Source organism: Nocardia sp. NPDC056564 (genome assembly GCF_042793755.1).
GTDB lineage: Bacteria > Actinomycetota > Actinomycetes > Mycobacteriales > Mycobacteriaceae > Nocardia.
The window spans coordinates 158,659-174,055 of the sequence record NZ_JBHTUR010000013.1; the positions used below are offsets into that span (position 1 = coordinate 158,659).

General features: G+C 68.1%; 14 protein-coding genes and 1 tRNA gene. 3 read left to right on the forward strand and 12 right to left on the reverse strand.

The window, feature by feature from the left end:
• Positions 1–8 precede the first annotated feature (8 nt).
• The 7 genes from ACFQ9K_RS28945 to ACFQ9K_RS28975 form a co-directional block, all read right to left on the reverse strand.
• Positions 9–1,643: a cation acetate symporter gene (locus tag ACFQ9K_RS28945; protein ID WP_378724721.1), complete on the reverse strand. Its 1,635-nt coding sequence runs from the start codon at positions 1,641–1,643 to the stop codon at positions 9–11.
• Positions 1,640–1,996 carry a DUF485 domain-containing protein gene (locus tag ACFQ9K_RS28950; RefSeq protein ID WP_378724719.1) on the reverse strand — a complete coding sequence of 119 codons (357 nt, stop codon included), beginning with the start codon at positions 1,994–1,996 and terminating at the stop codon, positions 1,640–1,642. The genes ACFQ9K_RS28945 and ACFQ9K_RS28950 overlap by 4 nt, the downstream gene beginning before the upstream one ends.
• A 163-nt stretch (positions 1,997–2,159) precedes the next feature.
• Positions 2,160–3,914, reverse strand: a complete 1,755-nt coding sequence (locus ACFQ9K_RS28955) for a cation acetate symporter (RefSeq protein WP_378724717.1) — start codon at positions 3,912–3,914, stop codon at positions 2,160–2,162.
• Between the two features lie 228 nt (positions 3,915–4,142).
• The gene (locus ACFQ9K_RS28960; protein ID WP_378724715.1) at positions 4,143–4,511 is read right to left on the reverse strand and encodes a hypothetical protein; all 369 of its coding nucleotides are present in this window, start codon (positions 4,509–4,511) and stop codon (positions 4,143–4,145) included.
• A complete protein-coding gene (locus tag ACFQ9K_RS28965; protein WP_378724713.1) occupies positions 4,508–5,305 on the reverse strand; it encodes a LytR/AlgR family response regulator transcription factor in 798 nt (265 codons plus the stop codon). Before ACFQ9K_RS28965 ends, ACFQ9K_RS28960 begins: the two co-directional genes overlap by 4 nt.
• A gap of 140 nt (positions 5,306–5,445) precedes the next feature.
• Positions 5,446–6,645 carry a sensor histidine kinase gene (locus tag ACFQ9K_RS28970; protein ID WP_378724711.1) on the reverse strand — a complete coding sequence of 400 codons (1,200 nt, stop codon included), beginning with the start codon at positions 6,643–6,645 and terminating at the stop codon, positions 5,446–5,448.
• A gap of 106 nt (positions 6,646–6,751) precedes the next feature.
• The gene (locus ACFQ9K_RS28975; RefSeq protein WP_378724709.1) at positions 6,752–7,201 is read right to left on the reverse strand and encodes a hypothetical protein; all 450 of its coding nucleotides are present in this window, start codon (positions 7,199–7,201) and stop codon (positions 6,752–6,754) included.
• A gap of 424 nt (positions 7,202–7,625) precedes the next feature.
• Here ACFQ9K_RS28975 and dnaE point away from each other — a divergent pair, with 424 nt between their 5' ends.
• On the forward strand, positions 7,626–11,174 hold the full coding sequence (dnaE, locus tag ACFQ9K_RS28980) for a DNA polymerase III subunit alpha (RefSeq protein ID WP_378724707.1): 3,549 nt from the start codon (positions 7,626–7,628) through the stop codon (positions 11,172–11,174).
• A gap of 22 nt (positions 11,175–11,196) precedes the next feature.
• Here the strand turns inward: dnaE and ACFQ9K_RS28985 are convergent.
• The 3 genes from ACFQ9K_RS28985 to ACFQ9K_RS28995 all read right to left on the reverse strand — a co-directional run bounded on the left by ACFQ9K_RS28985 (position 11,197) and on the right by ACFQ9K_RS28995 (position 13,232).
• Positions 11,197–11,276 (reverse strand) — tRNA-Ser (locus tag ACFQ9K_RS28985).
• Between the two features lie 119 nt (positions 11,277–11,395).
• Positions 11,396–12,583, reverse strand: coding sequence for a Cmx/CmrA family chloramphenicol efflux MFS transporter (locus tag ACFQ9K_RS28990; RefSeq protein ID WP_378716036.1), 1,188 nt, complete (start codon positions 12,581–12,583; stop codon positions 11,396–11,398).
• A gap of 76 nt (positions 12,584–12,659) precedes the next feature.
• Positions 12,660–13,232: a TetR/AcrR family transcriptional regulator gene (locus tag ACFQ9K_RS28995; RefSeq protein ID WP_378716038.1), complete on the reverse strand. Its 573-nt coding sequence runs from the start codon at positions 13,230–13,232 to the stop codon at positions 12,660–12,662.
• Between the two features lie 113 nt (positions 13,233–13,345).
• On the opposite strand from ACFQ9K_RS28995, the gene ACFQ9K_RS29000 reads away from it, so the two are divergent.
• Both ACFQ9K_RS29000 and ACFQ9K_RS29005 read left to right on the forward strand, forming a co-directional pair.
• Entirely contained in the window at positions 13,346–13,666 is a 321-nt protein-coding gene (locus ACFQ9K_RS29000) for a hypothetical protein (RefSeq protein ID WP_378716039.1), read from the forward strand.
• Positions 13,663–13,986 (forward strand): type II toxin-antitoxin system PemK/MazF family toxin, encoded by a 324-nt coding sequence (locus tag ACFQ9K_RS29005; RefSeq protein ID WP_378716041.1) that lies wholly within the window; start codon positions 13,663–13,665, stop codon positions 13,984–13,986. Before ACFQ9K_RS29000 ends, ACFQ9K_RS29005 begins: the two co-directional genes overlap by 4 nt.
• Positions 13,987–14,124: 138 nt before the next feature.
• Here ACFQ9K_RS29005 and ACFQ9K_RS29010 read toward each other — a convergent pair whose 3' ends face one another.
• Positions 14,125–14,742, reverse strand: coding sequence for a class I SAM-dependent methyltransferase (locus ACFQ9K_RS29010; protein ID WP_378716043.1), 618 nt, complete (start codon positions 14,740–14,742; stop codon positions 14,125–14,127).
• 213 nt (positions 14,743–14,955) lie between these two features.
• Entirely contained in the window at positions 14,956–15,360 is a 405-nt protein-coding gene (locus ACFQ9K_RS29015) for a hypothetical protein (protein WP_378716045.1), read from the reverse strand.
• Between the last annotated feature and the right edge of the window lie 37 nt (positions 15,361–15,397).

A 15,397-nucleotide genomic window follows, 5' to 3' on the forward strand; every position in this document is an offset into this window, starting at 1 on the left:
GTCTCGGGTCAGTGCACTACCGCCTTCTCGGCGCCGACGCCGGTCAGCGAGCGGACCTCCATCTCGGCGGCCTTGGCCGGGTTCTCGTCCGCCTTGCCGAGGAACGTGCCGACCACACCGAGCGCGAAAGCCAGTGGGATGGACACGATTCCGGGGTTGGACAGCGGGAACCAGTCGAAATCGGAGCCCGGCAGCATCGAGCTCGGCGTGCCGGACACGGCCGGCGAGAACACGATCAGCACGATGGTCGAGATCAGGCCGCCGTACATGCTGAACAGCGCGCCGGTGGTGTTGAACCGCTTCCAGAACAGCGAGTACAGGATCGTCGGCAGGTTCGCCGCGGCCGCCACCGCGAACGCCAGCGCCACCAGGAAGGCGATGTTCTGCCCGTTGGCCAGGATGCCGAGGCCGATCGCGATCAGGCCGATCACCACGGCGGTGATCCGGGACACCCGCACCTGCTTGGCGTCGTCGACCTTGCCGCGCTTGATGACTCCGGCGTAGATGTCGTGCGCGAACGAGGTCGCCGCGGTGATGGTGAGTCCGGCGACCACCGCGAGGATGGTGGCGAACGCGACCGCGGAGATGATCCCGAGCAGGACCACGCCGCCGAGTTCGAACGCGAGCAGCGGTGCCGCGGAGTTCTGCCCGCCCGCCGCCGCCAGGATCCGGTCCGGTCCGACGATGGCCGCGGCGCCGTAGCCGAGCACCAGGGTGAACAGGTAGAACGCGCCGATCAGCCCGATCGCCCACACGACTGATCGGCGCGCCTCCTTCGCGGTCGGCACGGTGTAGAAGCGCATCAGCACGTGCGGGAGACCCGCGGTGCCGAGCACCAGCGCCAGACCGAGAGACAGGAAGTTCAATTTCGAGGTGGCGGTGGCGCCGTATTGCGCGCCGGGCGCCAGCACGTCACGGGCGGCCACGCCCTTGGCCTTGGACCCGCTGACCTGCTCCTGGGCCGAGCCGAGGATGTCGGACAGGTTGAAACCGAACTTGGCGAAAACCATGACCGTCATCAGCGCGGCGCCCGCGATGAGCAGCACCGCCTTGATGATCTGCACCCACGTGGTGCCCTTCATGCCGCCGACCAGCACGTACACGATCATCAGCACGCCGACCACGGCGATCACGATGGATTGCCCGGTCTTGTCGGAGATGTCGAGCAGCAGTGCGACCAGGCCGCCGGCGCCGGCCATCTGCGCGAGCAGGTAGAACAGCGAGACCGCGAGCGTGGTCAGCGCCGCGGCGGTGCGCACCGGGCCCTGCTTGAGCCGGAAGCTCAGCACGTCGGCCATGGTGAATTTGCCGGTGTTCCGGAGCATTTCGGCGACCAGCAGCAGGGCCACGAGCCAGGCGACCAGGAACCCGATGGAGTACAGGAACCCGTCGTAGCCGTACACCGCGATGGCCCCCGCGATGCCGAGAAAGCTTGCGGCGGAAAGATAGTCGCCCGCGATGGCGATACCGTTCTGCGGACCGGAGAAGCCGCGCCCGCCGGTGAAGAAGTCGGCGGCGGTGGCGTTGTTGCGACTGGCGCGCACGACCACGACCATGGTGATCGCCACGAACACCGCGAAGATGGCGATGTTGGCCGTCGGGTTGCCGACCGTCGCGGCGGCGGCATAGGTGCTGACGCTCACGCGTGGCCTCCCTCGAGCTGGTTGCGGATGGCCGCCGCGCGCGGATCCAGTTCACGGTTGGCGAACCGGACGTAGAGCGCGGTGATGGCGAAGGTGGAGACGAATTGCCCGAGGCCGAGCAGCAATCCGACGTTGATGTTGCCGAAGACCTTGTGCGCCATGAAGTCGTGCGCGTAGGCGCCGAGCAGCACGTAGCTGAGGTACCAGAGCAGGAACAGGGCGGTCATCGGAAATACGAAGCGGCGCAACCTGGTTCGTAACTCGCGGAAGTCCGGGCTGCCCTGTACCTCGATGAATTCGTCTGCACTCGGCGTGCGCCGTGGGGCGGTGCCGTCGAGTTCTGTACTGGTCATGGTCGTCCTAGCTTGTGACATGGCTTACTTGTTCAGCACCGTAGCCAGCCCCGCATGAGGAAACGATGATGTGGCGTGGGTCACTCCGGGAAGGACGCCGATTGTGCGGTGAACGGTCGGTGTGACGCGACGAACGGTTGAGCGTCGACGGCGGCCGGACGGCTCAGTTCGAGCGCAGACTGCCCTCGCGATCGGCGCCCATGCCGAGCCGTTCGGGGGCGTGCATGCGGACGAAGATGCGGCCGACCCGCCGGGTGCCCGGGCCCTGAGTCACCTTGCTGACCAGCACCATTGCCGCGAACGCCAGCGGGACGCTGATTGCCGCCGGATAGCCGATCAGCGCGGCGGGCCACCCGTCGGCTACCTCGCCGGACAGCCCGCCGGTCACCGACACCACGGTCGCCCCGCCGGCCGCGAGCCCGCCGGCGATCAGCCCGGCGCCCGCCCCCGCCGCGGTGAGTCCGCGCCACCAGATGCCGAGCACGAGCAGCGGGCACAGGGTGGAGGCGGCCACCGAGAACGCGAGGCCGACCGTGCGGGACAGGTCGAGCGAGGCCACCGTGAGCGAAAGGGTAAGCGGCACCGCGCCTGCCACCACCGCCGCCGCCCGGAAGTCGCGAATCCGCCCGCGCAGCATGTCGGTACTGAGCACGCCCGCGATGCTGACCAGCAGGCCGGACGAGGTGGACAGGAACGCGGCGATCGCGCCCGCCGCGACGAGGGCGGCCAGCAATTGGCCCGGCAGGCCGAGGACCACCGAGGCGGGCAGCAGCACGACCGCCGCGTCGGAGGTTCCGGTGATCAACAGTTGCGGCACGTAGAGCCGCGCGAAAACCCCCAGCAGTATGGGGAACAGGTAGAACACCCCGACGAGGCCGATGACCGCCGCCGCCGTCGCGCGCGCGGCCCGGCCGTCCGGATTCGTGTAGAAGCGCACCAGCACGTGCGGCAGCCCCATGGTGCCCAGGAAGGTCGCGATGATCAGCGAATACACCTGATAGGTCGGGTGCGCGCCGCCGAAGCCGACGCCCGGCTCCAGCCATTCGGCGCCGTTCGCGGGTGCGCCGGCCACCACCGGCACCGTGGCACCCGCCTCCAGCACCAGCTCGGTGCCCGGCGACAGCTCGTGCTTGCCCGGGGGCAGCAGCACGTGCCCGCCCACCGGACTGCCGTCGAGCGTTCCGTTGATCGAAACCTGTTGCGCCGCAGCGACCTGCACCACCACCGCGGTGCGCACGTCCACCACCGTGCGCTCGGTGACCACCGGCGGAGCCGGCGCGCCGAGCTGCTGATCCTCGGCCAGAAAGTGCCCGAGCAGCACCAACGCCGGGATCGTCACCGCGGTCAGCTTCAACCAGTATTGGAACGCCTGCACCAGCGTGATCGACCGCATTCCGCCGCCGGCCACGTTCGCGATCACGATCGCGCCCACCGCGGCCGCCCCCACCCAGTCGGGCACGCCGAGCAGCGTGTGCAACGTCAGCCCCGCGCCTTGAAACTGCGGAATCAAATACACCGCGCACACCAGCACGACCACCGTCGCCGCCAGTCGGCGCAATCGCACGGAGCCCAACCGGAATTCGGCGAAGTCCGGCACTGTGTAGGCCCCGGATCGGCGCAGCGGCGCGGCGACGAACAGCAGCAGCGACAGGTACCCGGCGGTGAACCCCACCGGATACCACAGCGCGTCCGCGCCGTACTTCGCGATCAACCCCGCGACGCCCAAAAACGAAGCCGCCGAGAGGTACTCACCGGAGATAGCGGCCGCGTTCCATCCGGACCGGACACTGCGCGAGGCCACCAGGAAGTCGGAGGTGGTGCGCGCCAACCGAACTCCGTAGGCGCCGATCGCGACGGTCGCGAGCGCGGCGGACAACAGCGCGAACACGGTCAGCAGCGGCACCGACCCCGCGGTCATCGCACTCCTCCTCGGCGCGCCGTCGACCCGCTGCGCGCGACCGCGCATCGGGCACCGTGCCGCCTTCCGCTGATGGCCAACCCCCGTCGCGGACGCTGGGGCACGGATCCGTTTGTGCCGCCACCGTTTCGGTGTGCCGCGCGCGAGACCGCCGGGAGTTTCGTGCGCGGCGGGCCGAACGGTATGCGGCGAATGGTGGTCGGATCGGTTGTGGCGCGGCGGTTCACGTCAGTCCTCGGCCAGGTCGAGGAAGTCCTGCTCGTTGTGCTCGGCCAGGCGGACGTACAGGCGTCCGACCAGGTAGAGGAGCGGGTAGACGGCGACGCCCAGCAGGAGCCACGGCAGGCGGAGGCCGAAGACGACCGTCGAGCCGACGGTGCCGATGCCGAAAAGCACCGGCAGCGAGCACAATACGACGACGATGATCGAGCCGAGGCGCAGCGCGAGACCTAGCTGGGCGCGGATCAGGCCGCCGATCAGGGCCTCGCCGATCTCGGTCTGCTCGGCCACTTCCATGCGGGTGCGGACGCGGCGCGCGCCGCGCCGTTCCGACAGCACGACGCGCTGTCTGGCCGGGCGATGCTGCGGTCCGGTCACTGGCCGGTCCACTGCTGCCGCGGGCCGTGCACCAGACGCTGTTTCAGCTCGCGCACCTGCCTGCGGCTGACCGGCAGTTCCACCGCCGCGGTATTGCCGTCGGCGCGCAGGCACACCACCGTTCCGGTGCCGACCGTGCGCAGCCCGGTCACCAGTCGCAGCGCGACCAGGTAAGAACGATGCACGCGCAGGAATCCCGCATCCTGCCAGCGGGACTCCAACGCGGACAACGGAATCCGCACCAGGTGGGATCCGTCGCTGGTGTGCAGGCGCGCGTAGTCGCCATCCGCCTCCACCCAGCTGACGCTCGACCGGGGCACCAGCGTGGTGACGCCCCCGAGCTCGACCGGAATGACCTCGCTCGGATCAGCCCGCGGTTCGTCGACCACCGGGGCGGGCGTGCCTCGGGTCGAGGCGATCCGGCGCACCGCCTCGGCCAGCCGGGCCTCGCGCAGCGGCTTGAGCAGATAGTCGACCGCGCCCAGATCGTAGGCGGCCACCGCGCGATCATCGTGTGCCGTCACGAACACCACGGCGGGCGGGTTCGCGAACTCCGACAGGATGCCCGCCAGTTCCATCCCGTCCAGCCCCGGCATGTTGATATCCAGGAATACCGCATCGATGGAATGCGCGCGCAGCACCCGCAAGGCGGTGGTGGCATCGGCCGCGTCGTGTATCTCGCCGACCCCGGGCTGTGCGCGCAACAGATACACCAGCTCGTCCAGAGCAGGCTTTTCATCGTCGACAGCCAGCACCCGCAGGGTGCCGCCCGCACTATCGGTGGTCCGCGTCACAACCGCTCCATCGTAAGCAATCGGCCCGGCCGCCCGACCCCGGATCCCACCGGGTGGCGCATCACCGCGAGACCTTTCGCCACTGCGCCCAGATCCGGCTCGCGGCGCAGGGCGAGCGGTGTGCCGGGCCGAGCCACGGTTCAGGCCTGGATACCGGCGCGGAACTTCGGGACGCGGAGGGAAACCTTGGTGCCCGCGCCCTGGGCGGTCTCCACGATCAGGCCGTAGTCGTTGCCGAAGGCGGCGCGCAGCCGGTCGTCGACGTTGGCCAGGCCGACGTGTGCCGATTCGCCGGAACTCGCACGGCCGCTGCCGGTTTCGACGGCATCGAGGGCGCCGGAGCGGAGCAGTTCGGGGTCCATGCCGACGCCGTCGTCCTCGACGCTGATCAGGCAGTCGGTGCCCGCGTCGGTGGCGGTGATGCTGACGGTGCCGCCGCGGGTGGCCCCGGCCAGGCCGTGCCGGACCGCGTTCTCGACGAGGGGTTGCAGCGCCAGGAAGGGCAGGACGACGCCGAGCACCTCCGGTGCGATTTGCAGGCGGACGTCGAGGGCATCGCCGAAGCGGGCGCGTTCGAGGGCGAGGTAGCGCTCGATATTGCGCAATTCGTCGGCCAGCACGGTGAATTCGCCTGCGGCACGGAAGGAGTAGCGGGTGAAGTCGGCGAATTCGAGGATGAGTTCGCGGGCGCGGTCGGGGTCGGTGCGCACGAACGAGGCGATCGTGTTGAGCGCGTTGTAGATGAAATGCGGGCTGATCTGCGCCCGCAACGCCCGCACCTCGGCGCGGTCCAGCCTGGCCCTGGAGGCGTCCAGCTCGGCCAATTCGAGCTGCCCGCAGGCATACCTGGCCACCTCGGCCACCGCCCCGAGCCAGCCCGGCCCCGGTTGACCGGTGGTGACCACGCCGATCGCCCCGGCCACCCCGGTGCTGTCGATCAGCAGCGGCTGCGCGATGAGCGCGCGGCCCGCGTGCTCGCCGCTGCCCGGTCCGGACACGAGCACCGGCCGCTCGCCGGCGACGGCCCGCTTGGCCGCCTCGGTGAAGTGCTCGGCGAGTTCGGCGTGCGGCCCATCCCAGGCGAGCAGCACGCCGTCCGGATCGGCCACGCCGAGCGCCTCGGCCCCGGTCAGCGCCCGCAGGTGCGGGGCCGACTCCTGCGCCGACTGCGCGGTGAGCCCGCGCCGCAACGGAATCGCCGCCAGCGACGCGGTATGCAACGCCGAATGCACCGCCCGCTCGGCGGGCGTGGTCACCACGCGCCGGGTTCGCGGCCAGATGACCAGCGCACCGGCGATCAGCGCCGCCGAGACGACGATGGCCACCACGGTCGTCGTCATCGTGGTCCCGGAAACCGGTAGGGCGACAGCGCATTCATCCGCCGATTATCGCGCCGGCGGCCGAATCGCCGGCGGATTCACCACGCACCGCACGGGTGCGTCCGGCTCATCCCTGATAGGGGTCCACCCGGAATTCGACCGTGCCCGGCTCGGGGATGTGGGCCGCGCCGACGGTCATGGTGCCGGTGAATTTGCCGATGCCAGGGTGGAACAGCGCGGAATAGCCGCTGTTGCCCCAGTATCCGGGTCCGTGCGCGGTCACGGTGAACGCGCCGGTCTCGCCGGTCTCGATATTGCGCCAGTTCAGCGTGAGTGCCAGGGTGCAGCCACCCACGCCGAACATGGTGGTCGCCACGCTGAACGCCGCGTGCTCCGGATAGGCGTTGCTGGTCACGGCGGAGCTGACCTGCGCGACGCAGAGTCCATCGGTGAGTGAATAGAAACTGTCGAACTGGTCCACGATCTGGGCCGCGGCGGGCGCCGAGGTGGCGACCATGGCGGCCACGGCGACGGCGGGTACTGCGGGAATCGCGAACAGTGCCTTGAGCGAATTCATCGAACACCTCGGCGGGTTTCGGTACTCGGGTCTGTCGTATGCCCCGACTATGCCCCTTCCGCGCGGTGCTGTCCCCGATTCGATGCCCTCGATTCCGGGGGCACCGCCGCAGGCCGCCCGCGCGATCGGCCCGGTGTGAACGTCGTCTGGCGGAAGAAAATTCGGCCGTGTGTGTCGCGGCCGACTGCCGTAACTGGCGCGAGCGCGCCAGAGTAGGGTCAACCGGTCCCGCGACCGACGTCACTCGCGGAAATCAGACATCTCCAGGGCGACTCGCCAGACGCGCCGGTGATCTTCGACACCGACACGCCGGGGCCTCCTGGGACGTCTCGTTGCGCGCCGCGCGCCTCGGAAAAAATGTCGTACCGACGTGCCTAGAATCGCTAGGCCAACCCCCGTCGAGACCTTGGGAGGAAGGACCGTCTTGGCCGCCTCGTCCGGATCGTTCGTTCACCTGCACAACCACACCGAGTACTCCATGCTCGACGGTGCGGCTAAGATTTCGCCCCTGTTCGCCGAGGCGAAACGCTTGGGGATGGACGCGGTGGGGATGACCGACCACGGCAACATGTACGGCGCCTCCGAGTTCTACAACTCGGCGAAGAAGGCCGGCATCAAACCGATCATCGGCATCGAGGCCTACATCGCGCCCGCGTCCCGGTTCGACACCAAGCGTGTGCAGTGGGGCGATCCGAGCCAGAAGGGCGACGACGTCTCCGGCTCCGGCGCCTACACCCACATGACGATGGTCGCGGAGAACGCGACCGGGCTGCGCAACCTGTTCAAGCTGTCCTCGCTGGCGTCGCTGGAGGGCCAGCTCGGCAAATGGGCGCGCATGGACGAAGAGATCATCGCGCAGTACGCCGAGGGCATCATCGCGACCACCGGCTGCCCATCGGGCGAGGTGCAGACGCGATTGCGCCTCGGCCACGACCGCGAGGCGCTGGAGGCCGCGGCCAAGTGGCAGGAGATCTTCGGGAAGGACAACTTCTTCCTGGAGATCATGGACCACGGGCTGTCCATCGAACGCCGGGTCCGCGAGGGCCTGCTCGAGATCGGCAAGAAGCTCGGCATTCCGCCGATCGCGACCAACGACTGCCATTACGTCACCAAGGACCAGTCGACCAATCACGAAGCGCTGCTGTGCATTCAGACCGGCAAGACGCTGTCCGACCCGACCCGCTTCAAGTTCGACGGTGACGGCTACTACCTCAAGTCCGCCGAGGAGATGCGCGCGCTCTGGGACGCCGAGGTGCCCGGCGCCTGCGACAACACCGTGCTCATCGGCGAACGCGTGCAGTCCTACGACGACGTGTGGGCCTTCAAGGACCGGATGCCGGTGTTCCCGGTGCCCGAGGGCGACGACCAGAACTCCTTCCTGCGCAAGGAGGTCGACCGCGGCCTGGCCCGCCGGTTCCCGGACGGGGTGCCGGAGGAGTACTACACCCGCGCCTACTTCGAGCTCGACGTCATCAAGCAGAAGGGCTTCCCGGCCTACTTCCTCGTCGTCGGCGACCTCGTGTCGCACGCGAAGGAGGTCGGCATCCGGGTCGGCCCCGGCCGTGGTTCGGCGGCCGGTTCGCTGGTCGCCTACGCGCTCGGCATCACCAACATCGACCCGATTCCGCACGGCCTGCTGTTCGAGCGGTTCCTGAACCCGGAACGCCCGTCCGCCCCCGATATCGATATCGACTTCGACGATCGCCGCCGCGGTGAGATGGTCCGCTACGCCACCGAGAAGTGGGGCAGCGACCGGGTCGCCCAGGTGATCACCTTCGGCACCATCAAGACCAAGGCCGCGATCAAGGACTCGGCGCGCGTGCTGTTCGGTCAGCCCGGTTTCGCCATCGCCGACCAGATCTCCAAGGCGCTGCCGCCGCCGATCATGGCCAAGGACATCTCGGTCGCTGGCATCACCGACCCGGACCACGAGCGGTACAAGGAGGCCGCCGAGGTCCGCGAACTCATCAGCAGCAACCCCGATGTCGCCAAGATCTACGAGACCGCCCGCGGCCTCGAGGGCCTGATCCGCAACGCGGGCGTGCACGCCTGCGCGGTGATCATGTCCTCCGAGCCGCTCACCGACACCATCCCGGTCTGGAAGCGCGCCCAGGACGGCGCCATCATCACCGGCTGGGACTACCCGTCGTGCGAGGCCATCGGCCTGCTGAAGATGGACTTCCTCGGCCTGCGCAACCTCACCGTCATCGGTGACGCGATGGAGAACATCAAGGCCAACCGCGGCATCGATCTCGACCTGGACACGCTGCCGCTGGACGACAAGGCCACCTACGAATTGCTGTCCCGCGGTGACACGCTCGGCGTGTTCCAGCTCGACGGTGGTCCGATGCGCGACCTGCTGCGCCGCATGCAGCCGACCGGCTTCAACGACATCGTCGCGGTGCTCGCGCTGTACCGCCCCGGCCCGATGGGCATGAACGCGCACAACGACTACGCCGACCGCAAGAACAACCGGCAGCCGATCAGCCCGATCCACCCCGAGCTCGAGGAACCGCTCAAGGACATCCTCTCGGAGACCTACGGCCTGATCGTCTACCAAGAGCAGATCATGTTCATCGCGCAGAAGGTCGCCTCCTACTCCATGGGTAAGGCCGACGCGCTGCGCAAGGCCATGGGTAAGAAGAAGCTCGAGGTGCTGGAGGCCGAGTACAAGGGCTTCCACGCGGGCATGACCGCCAACGGGTTCTCCGAGGCCGCGGTGAAAGCCCTGTGGGACACCATCCTTCCGTTCGCCGGTTACGCGTTCAACAAGTCGCACGCCGCGGGCTACGGCCTGGTCTCGTTCTGGACCGCCTACCTCAAGGCCAACTACCCGGGCGAATACATGGCCGGGCTGCTCACCTCCGTCGGTGACGACAAGGACAAGGCCGCGGTCTACCTGTCGGACTGCCGCCGCCTCGGCATCACCGTGCTGCCGCCGGACGTCAACGAGTCCGAGCTGAACTTCGCCTCGGTCGGCAAGGACATCCGGTTCGGGCTCGGCGCGGTGCGCAACGTCGGCGCGAACGTGGTGTCCTCGATCATCGCCGCGCGCAAGGAGAAGTCGAAGTTCACCGACTTCTCCGACTATCTGAACAAGATCGACGCGGTCGCCTGCACCAAGAAGGTCACCGAATCCCTCATCAAGGCAGGCGGATTCGACTCGCTGGGGCACCCGCGCAAGGGCCTGATGCTGATCCACTCCGACGCCATCGACGCGGTGATGTCGACCAAGAAGGCCGAGGCGATCGGGCAGTTCGACCTGTTCGGCGGGGTGGACGCGGACGAGTCGGTGTCGTCGGTGTTCAACGTGAAGGTGCCCGACGACGAGTGGGAGTCCAAGCACAAGCTGGCGCTCGAGCGGGAGATGCTCGGCCTGTACGTGTCCGGCCATCCGCTCAACGGCGTCGAGCATGTGCTTGCGGCGCAGGCGGATACGCAGATCCCGGCGATCCTCGAAGGCGACATCAAGGACGGCACCCAGGTGACCGTCGGCGGCATTCTCGCGTCGGTGAACCGGCGGATCAACAAGAACGGCCTGGCCTGGGCGTCGGCGCAGCTGGAGGACCTGGCCGGTGGCATCGAGGTGCTGTTCTTCCCGCAGGCCTACTCGGTGTACGGGATGGACGTGGTCGAGGACGCGGTGGTGCTGGTCAAGGCGCGCGTCTCGGTACGCGACGACCGGATCTCGTTGATCGCCAACGACCTCGCGGTGCCGGACCTCTCGTCCATCGGTGTGGCCAAGCCGCTCGCGGTGGTGATGTCGACCCGGATGTGCACGCCCGACAAGATCGGCGAGTTCAAGCGCATCCTGTCCCGGCATCCCGGCACCGCCGACGTGCACATCCGGCACGTGGGCGCCAGGGAGAAGACGACGCTGCTGAAACTCGACGACAGCCTGCGGGTTACGCCGTCGTCGGCGCTGATGGGTGACCTGAAGGCGCTGCTCGGTCCCGGATGCCTGGCGGTCTGATCGCCGCCGGGTCCGCTGTCGGCGGAAGCGACAGGATTCGAACCTGCACGGGCAATGCCCAGCCAGCTTCGCGCTGACCCCTTTTCCACAAGGCACGCTTCCGGTTTCAGTATGCGAGCCGGTGGGCCGGCGGGCGGTGCTTCCGGGAACATCCTGCGGGTGGGCCGTTCGACGCGAAAATCTCCGGCGGGGTCGCCCCGCCGGAGATTTTCTGATTGTGCTCAGTGCACGAGTTCGGGCTGTTTGCCGAGCTCCGACGTGGTGGCGGGGCGGCGGTTCAGGAGTTGCTCCCAGGTGACCGTGCCGAGGGCGGCCAGGCCGATGGCGGCGCCGATCCAGGCGACCGACGCGTAGCCGAGGCCCGCGCCGATGGCCAGGCCGCCGAGCCAGGGCCCGAGGGTGATGCCGATGTTGAACGAGGAGACGTTGAACGCCGGGGCGAGGGTGGGGCCGTCGGCGGCCAGGTTGAAGACTCGGCTGTTGAGGGTGGGGTTGGTGCCGAAACCGAAGGCGCCGAGCAGGAAGGTGAGCGCGACGACCGGTGCGGCATGTTCGGCGGTGAGCGCGAGCAGGATCGACGTGATGATCACGCCGGTGAAGCCGACGTACAGGGTGCGGATCGGGCGGGCGTCGGCGGTGCGGCCGCCGACCACGATGCCGAGGAAGCTGCCGAGCCCGTAGACCACCAGCACGATCGGGATCCAGCCGTCGGCCAGGCCGGTCGTTTTCGACAGCAGGGCGCCGAGGTAGGCGAAGGTGACCATCAGCGCGGCGGTGGACAGCGCGGTGGTGCCGTAGGCGAGCCACAGGCGGGGATCGGCGATGCTGCGCAGTTCTTTTCGGAGGTCCGGCCGGATTTCCGCGCGGTCGGCCGGGATCTTGGCGAGCACGCCGATCATGGCCAGCACGGACATGATCGCGACGGCCCAGAACGCGGCGCGCCAGCCGAGGTGCTGGCCGATCACGGTGCCCGCGGGCAGGCCGATGACGGTGGCGATGGTGAGGCCGCCGGCGACGATGCTCATCGCCTTGCCGCGCGCGTTCGCAGGGACCAGGCCGATGGCGGTGGTGGCCGCGACCGACCAGAAGCCGGCGTAGACGAACGCGCCGACCACCCTCGTCCCGAACAGCACCCAGTAGTCCGAGGTCAGCGCGCCGACGACGTGCGCGCCGACGAAGACCGCGAGGAAGGCGAGCAGGGCGCTGCGGCGGGGGAGGCGCAGGGTGGTGACGGCGAGGATCGGCGCGCCGATCAGCATGCCGATGGCGAAGGCCGAGATCAGCAGTCCGGCTCGGGGAATGGTGACGCCGAGATCGGTGGCGAGCTCGGTGAGCAGGCCGGAGAGCATCATCTCCGAGGTGCCCTGGGCGAAGATGGATAGGCCCAGGATGTAGACGGCGAACGGCATCGGGTACCTCTCTGGTTTTAGATCATTCAGTTCAAAACTGGAGCGTGCAGAGGGACTGTGGGCGTGGGGGATTCGGTCAGAGGGCGTTCAGTGCGGTCGCGGCGATGGCTTGCAGCGCGTCGCGGCCTGCGCCGCCGCGGGCGGCCACGCGCATTCCGCCGATGGTGGCGTTGATGAAGTGCGCCAGCTCGCGGGCATTCTTGGCCTTGTCGATTTCGCCTGCGCGCCTGCCGCTTTCGAGTACTTCGGTCAGGGCCGCGAGTCGCAGTTCCTGGTCGTCACGCAGTGTCGCGGCGACTTCCGGGTCGCGGGGTGCGAGTTCGATGATCGAGTTCACGACCAGGCAGCCGAGCGGGTCGTCGTCCGGGGCGTCGACGACCTGTTGCAGGAGGGCGCGCATCTTGGCCGGCGCGGATTCGTCGCCGTCCAGCAGGGCGAAGGTGGTGGCGTTCTTCGTGGTCATGTACCGGCGCAGTGCGCGCTCGAACAGGTCGTGCTTGCTGGCGAAGGTGTTGTAGATGCTGCTGCGGCCCAGTCCGGTGGCATCGCACAGATCCTGGGTCGAGGTCGCCTCGTAGCCCGCGGCCCAGAACGCGCGCATCGCGGCGTCCACTGCCCGCTCCTCGTCGAACTGCCTCGGTCGTGCCATGCGAAAGACGGTAACACAGTTTTGAACAGGTCGTTTCAAAACAATGTGATGCGATCAGCCGCATCACTACCTGATGCTTGATAGCGCATCTATATCGATGTAAGATCTGATGCATGACCAGAAGGACCACATTAACCCTCACTGAGCGGGAGGAACGCACCCTGGCGACGCTCAGTGATCGAACGGGAGCCGAGTGGGTGCTGTTCGAAACCCTCGCCGCTCACCTCGGGTACTCCCTGACTGCCGATGCCTCCGAAGCGACTGTCATCCGAGTCCTGATGTCGATCGGCGCGCAGGTACTGATCGATGAGGCGCTGGAGCAGGGCTACGCACAGGTCGCCGAAATCTGGCACGAGGTGCATGACGAGGACGAAGCCCGTGAATTCCGTCGCCGACGAAACGCGCGGCGGGCGAACGGTGGTGATAGCGAATGACGAATTCCGCGCCGGTCCGTGGGCAGATCTACCGCGTCGACGTCGGTTACGGTTTGAAGCCCTGGGTGGTTGTATCGAACAATCGGCGCAATCGGCTGCTGTCCGACGTGCTCGTAGCGCGAATTACTACCACCGACAAACACGGGATGCTGCCGACGTGGGTCGGTCTCACCCCGACCGACCCCCTTGTCGGCCACATTGTCACCGATTGTCTCGAGCAGGTCGATCGCGCCGACCTCGGCGCTTTGCTGGGGACGGTCAGTCCGGGCACCGTGATGGCCATGAACGCTGCCTTGAAGCTTGCGCTTGCGATTCCGTGATCTGATGTCAAGGCGCACATGCCCTTAGTTGCGTGTTGGTCTCCGGGCGATGCATGGAGTTCGTCGGTGTCGTGGCGCGAACAGCAATGCTGCGGAACAACGTGTGAGGTGATCGCGGTCCAGCAGCGCGTGATGCGGCTAGGGGGAGACGGCAATGCCGAGAGATTGGGCGGCGAGGAAGCGGGGGGCGTCTTCGGCGTAGAAGACGTCGATGTCTTGGATTTCGAAGCCGGAGGTGGTCAGCAGGGCGCGAATATCGCGGTTCAGGTGGCAGCCGCCGCAGAGGGTCTTCTGGATCGGGTTCAGGCGGTTCTGCCACACCTGGACCTTGCGGTCGGGGGCGAGGCCGTGCTCGACGAAGTGCAGGGTTCCGCCAGGGGCGAGCACTCGGCGGACCTCGGCAAGCGCGGTGGTCACGTCCGGGATGGTGCACAGGGTCCAGGTCGATATCGCGGAGTCGAAGGTGTTGTCCGCGAAGGGGAGGGACTGTCCGTCCAGCCCGGCCCGCTCGACCGGCACCTTCGACGCGGCCACGCGTTCGCCCGCCAGCCTCCACCCGAGATCGGCAGGCTCGACCGCGCTGACCGAATCCACCGTCTCCGGATAGAAAGGCACATTCAACCCGGACCCGAAACCGATCTCCACGACCCGCCCGCGCACCCCGGAGCACACCCGCTCCCGCAGCGGCTCGTTGAACCGCATCCCACATGCCACATCGACGATCCGCGGCACGATTCGATCTCCATAGAAGCCCACCAGGCCACTCTCCCAGCACCGACCGCGCGGCGCCACCGAGCGCGGGCACCTCGCCCCGATTGCCCGATTGCGCCGGCCGCGTCCGATGCTGTCGTGGCTGACCAGCGGCTCACCGCGCGGTCATCCCCGAACGAGCCGACCGGGATCGCACGCCGAAACGGTGCCTCCGGGTCGGACGGCCGCACACGGGTCCGGCTCCACCGCCTACCGGGTCTATCGCGCCCCCTTCTCGGGACACGGGTCGTTCGTTACTTTCACAGTTGTCGTGCCGATCGACTTTCCGCCGTCTATGCGGCTCATCCAGGCGATGGCCTTGATCTCGTGGGTGCCGGCGGTAGCCGGGGTCCACGTCACGGACCGGTCGCCACCCGGGCCGTGGGCGGGGCCGATGCCGATCTCGGTGCCATTGTCGTAGAAGTAGGTCGCCCAGCCGGTGGTGGGAGCCGGGACAGAGTGTGAGGTCAGGGTGACGGGGCAGCCGACCGCGACGGTTCCGCGGGTCACTTCCACCGTGGTGACCGAGGTTGCCGCCGCGGTGGGCGCCAACAACACCCCGGCCGCGAGTACGGCCATCCCCCCGCCTGTCGCCGCCATGATGGTCCGGGTGCTTGCGATCATTGCGCGTCTCCTCCTCGCTGTGTGCCGAATTACCAAC

Excerpts from the sequence above, each read along its gene's own strand:
- ACFQ9K_RS28950 (WP_378724719.1), bottom strand. The coding sequence starts at position 1,996 with ATGACCAGTACAGAACTCGACGGCACCGCCCCACGGCGCACGCCGAGT.
- ACFQ9K_RS28955 (WP_378724717.1), bottom strand. The coding sequence starts at position 3,914 with ATGACCGCGGGGTCGGTGCCGCTGCTGACCGTGTTCGCGCTGTTGTCC.
- ACFQ9K_RS28970 (WP_378724711.1), bottom strand. The coding sequence starts at position 6,645 with ATGACGACGACCGTGGTGGCCATCGTCGTCTCGGCGGCGCTGATCGCC.
- ACFQ9K_RS28975 (WP_378724709.1), bottom strand. The coding sequence starts at position 7,201 with ATGAATTCGCTCAAGGCACTGTTCGCGATTCCCGCAGTACCCGCCGTC.
- ACFQ9K_RS28990 (WP_378716036.1), bottom strand. The coding sequence starts at position 12,583 with ATGCCGTTCGCCGTCTACATCCTGGGCCTATCCATCTTCGCCCAGGGC.
- ACFQ9K_RS28995 (WP_378716038.1), bottom strand. The coding sequence starts at position 13,232 with ATGGCACGACCGAGGCAGTTCGACGAGGAGCGGGCAGTGGACGCCGCG.
- ACFQ9K_RS29000 (WP_378716039.1), top strand. The coding sequence starts at position 13,346 with ATGACCAGAAGGACCACATTAACCCTCACTGAGCGGGAGGAACGCACC.
- ACFQ9K_RS29005 (WP_378716041.1), top strand. The coding sequence starts at position 13,663 with ATGACGAATTCCGCGCCGGTCCGTGGGCAGATCTACCGCGTCGACGTC.
- ACFQ9K_RS29015 (WP_378716045.1), bottom strand. The coding sequence starts at position 15,360 with ATGATCGCAAGCACCCGGACCATCATGGCGGCGACAGGCGGGGGGATG.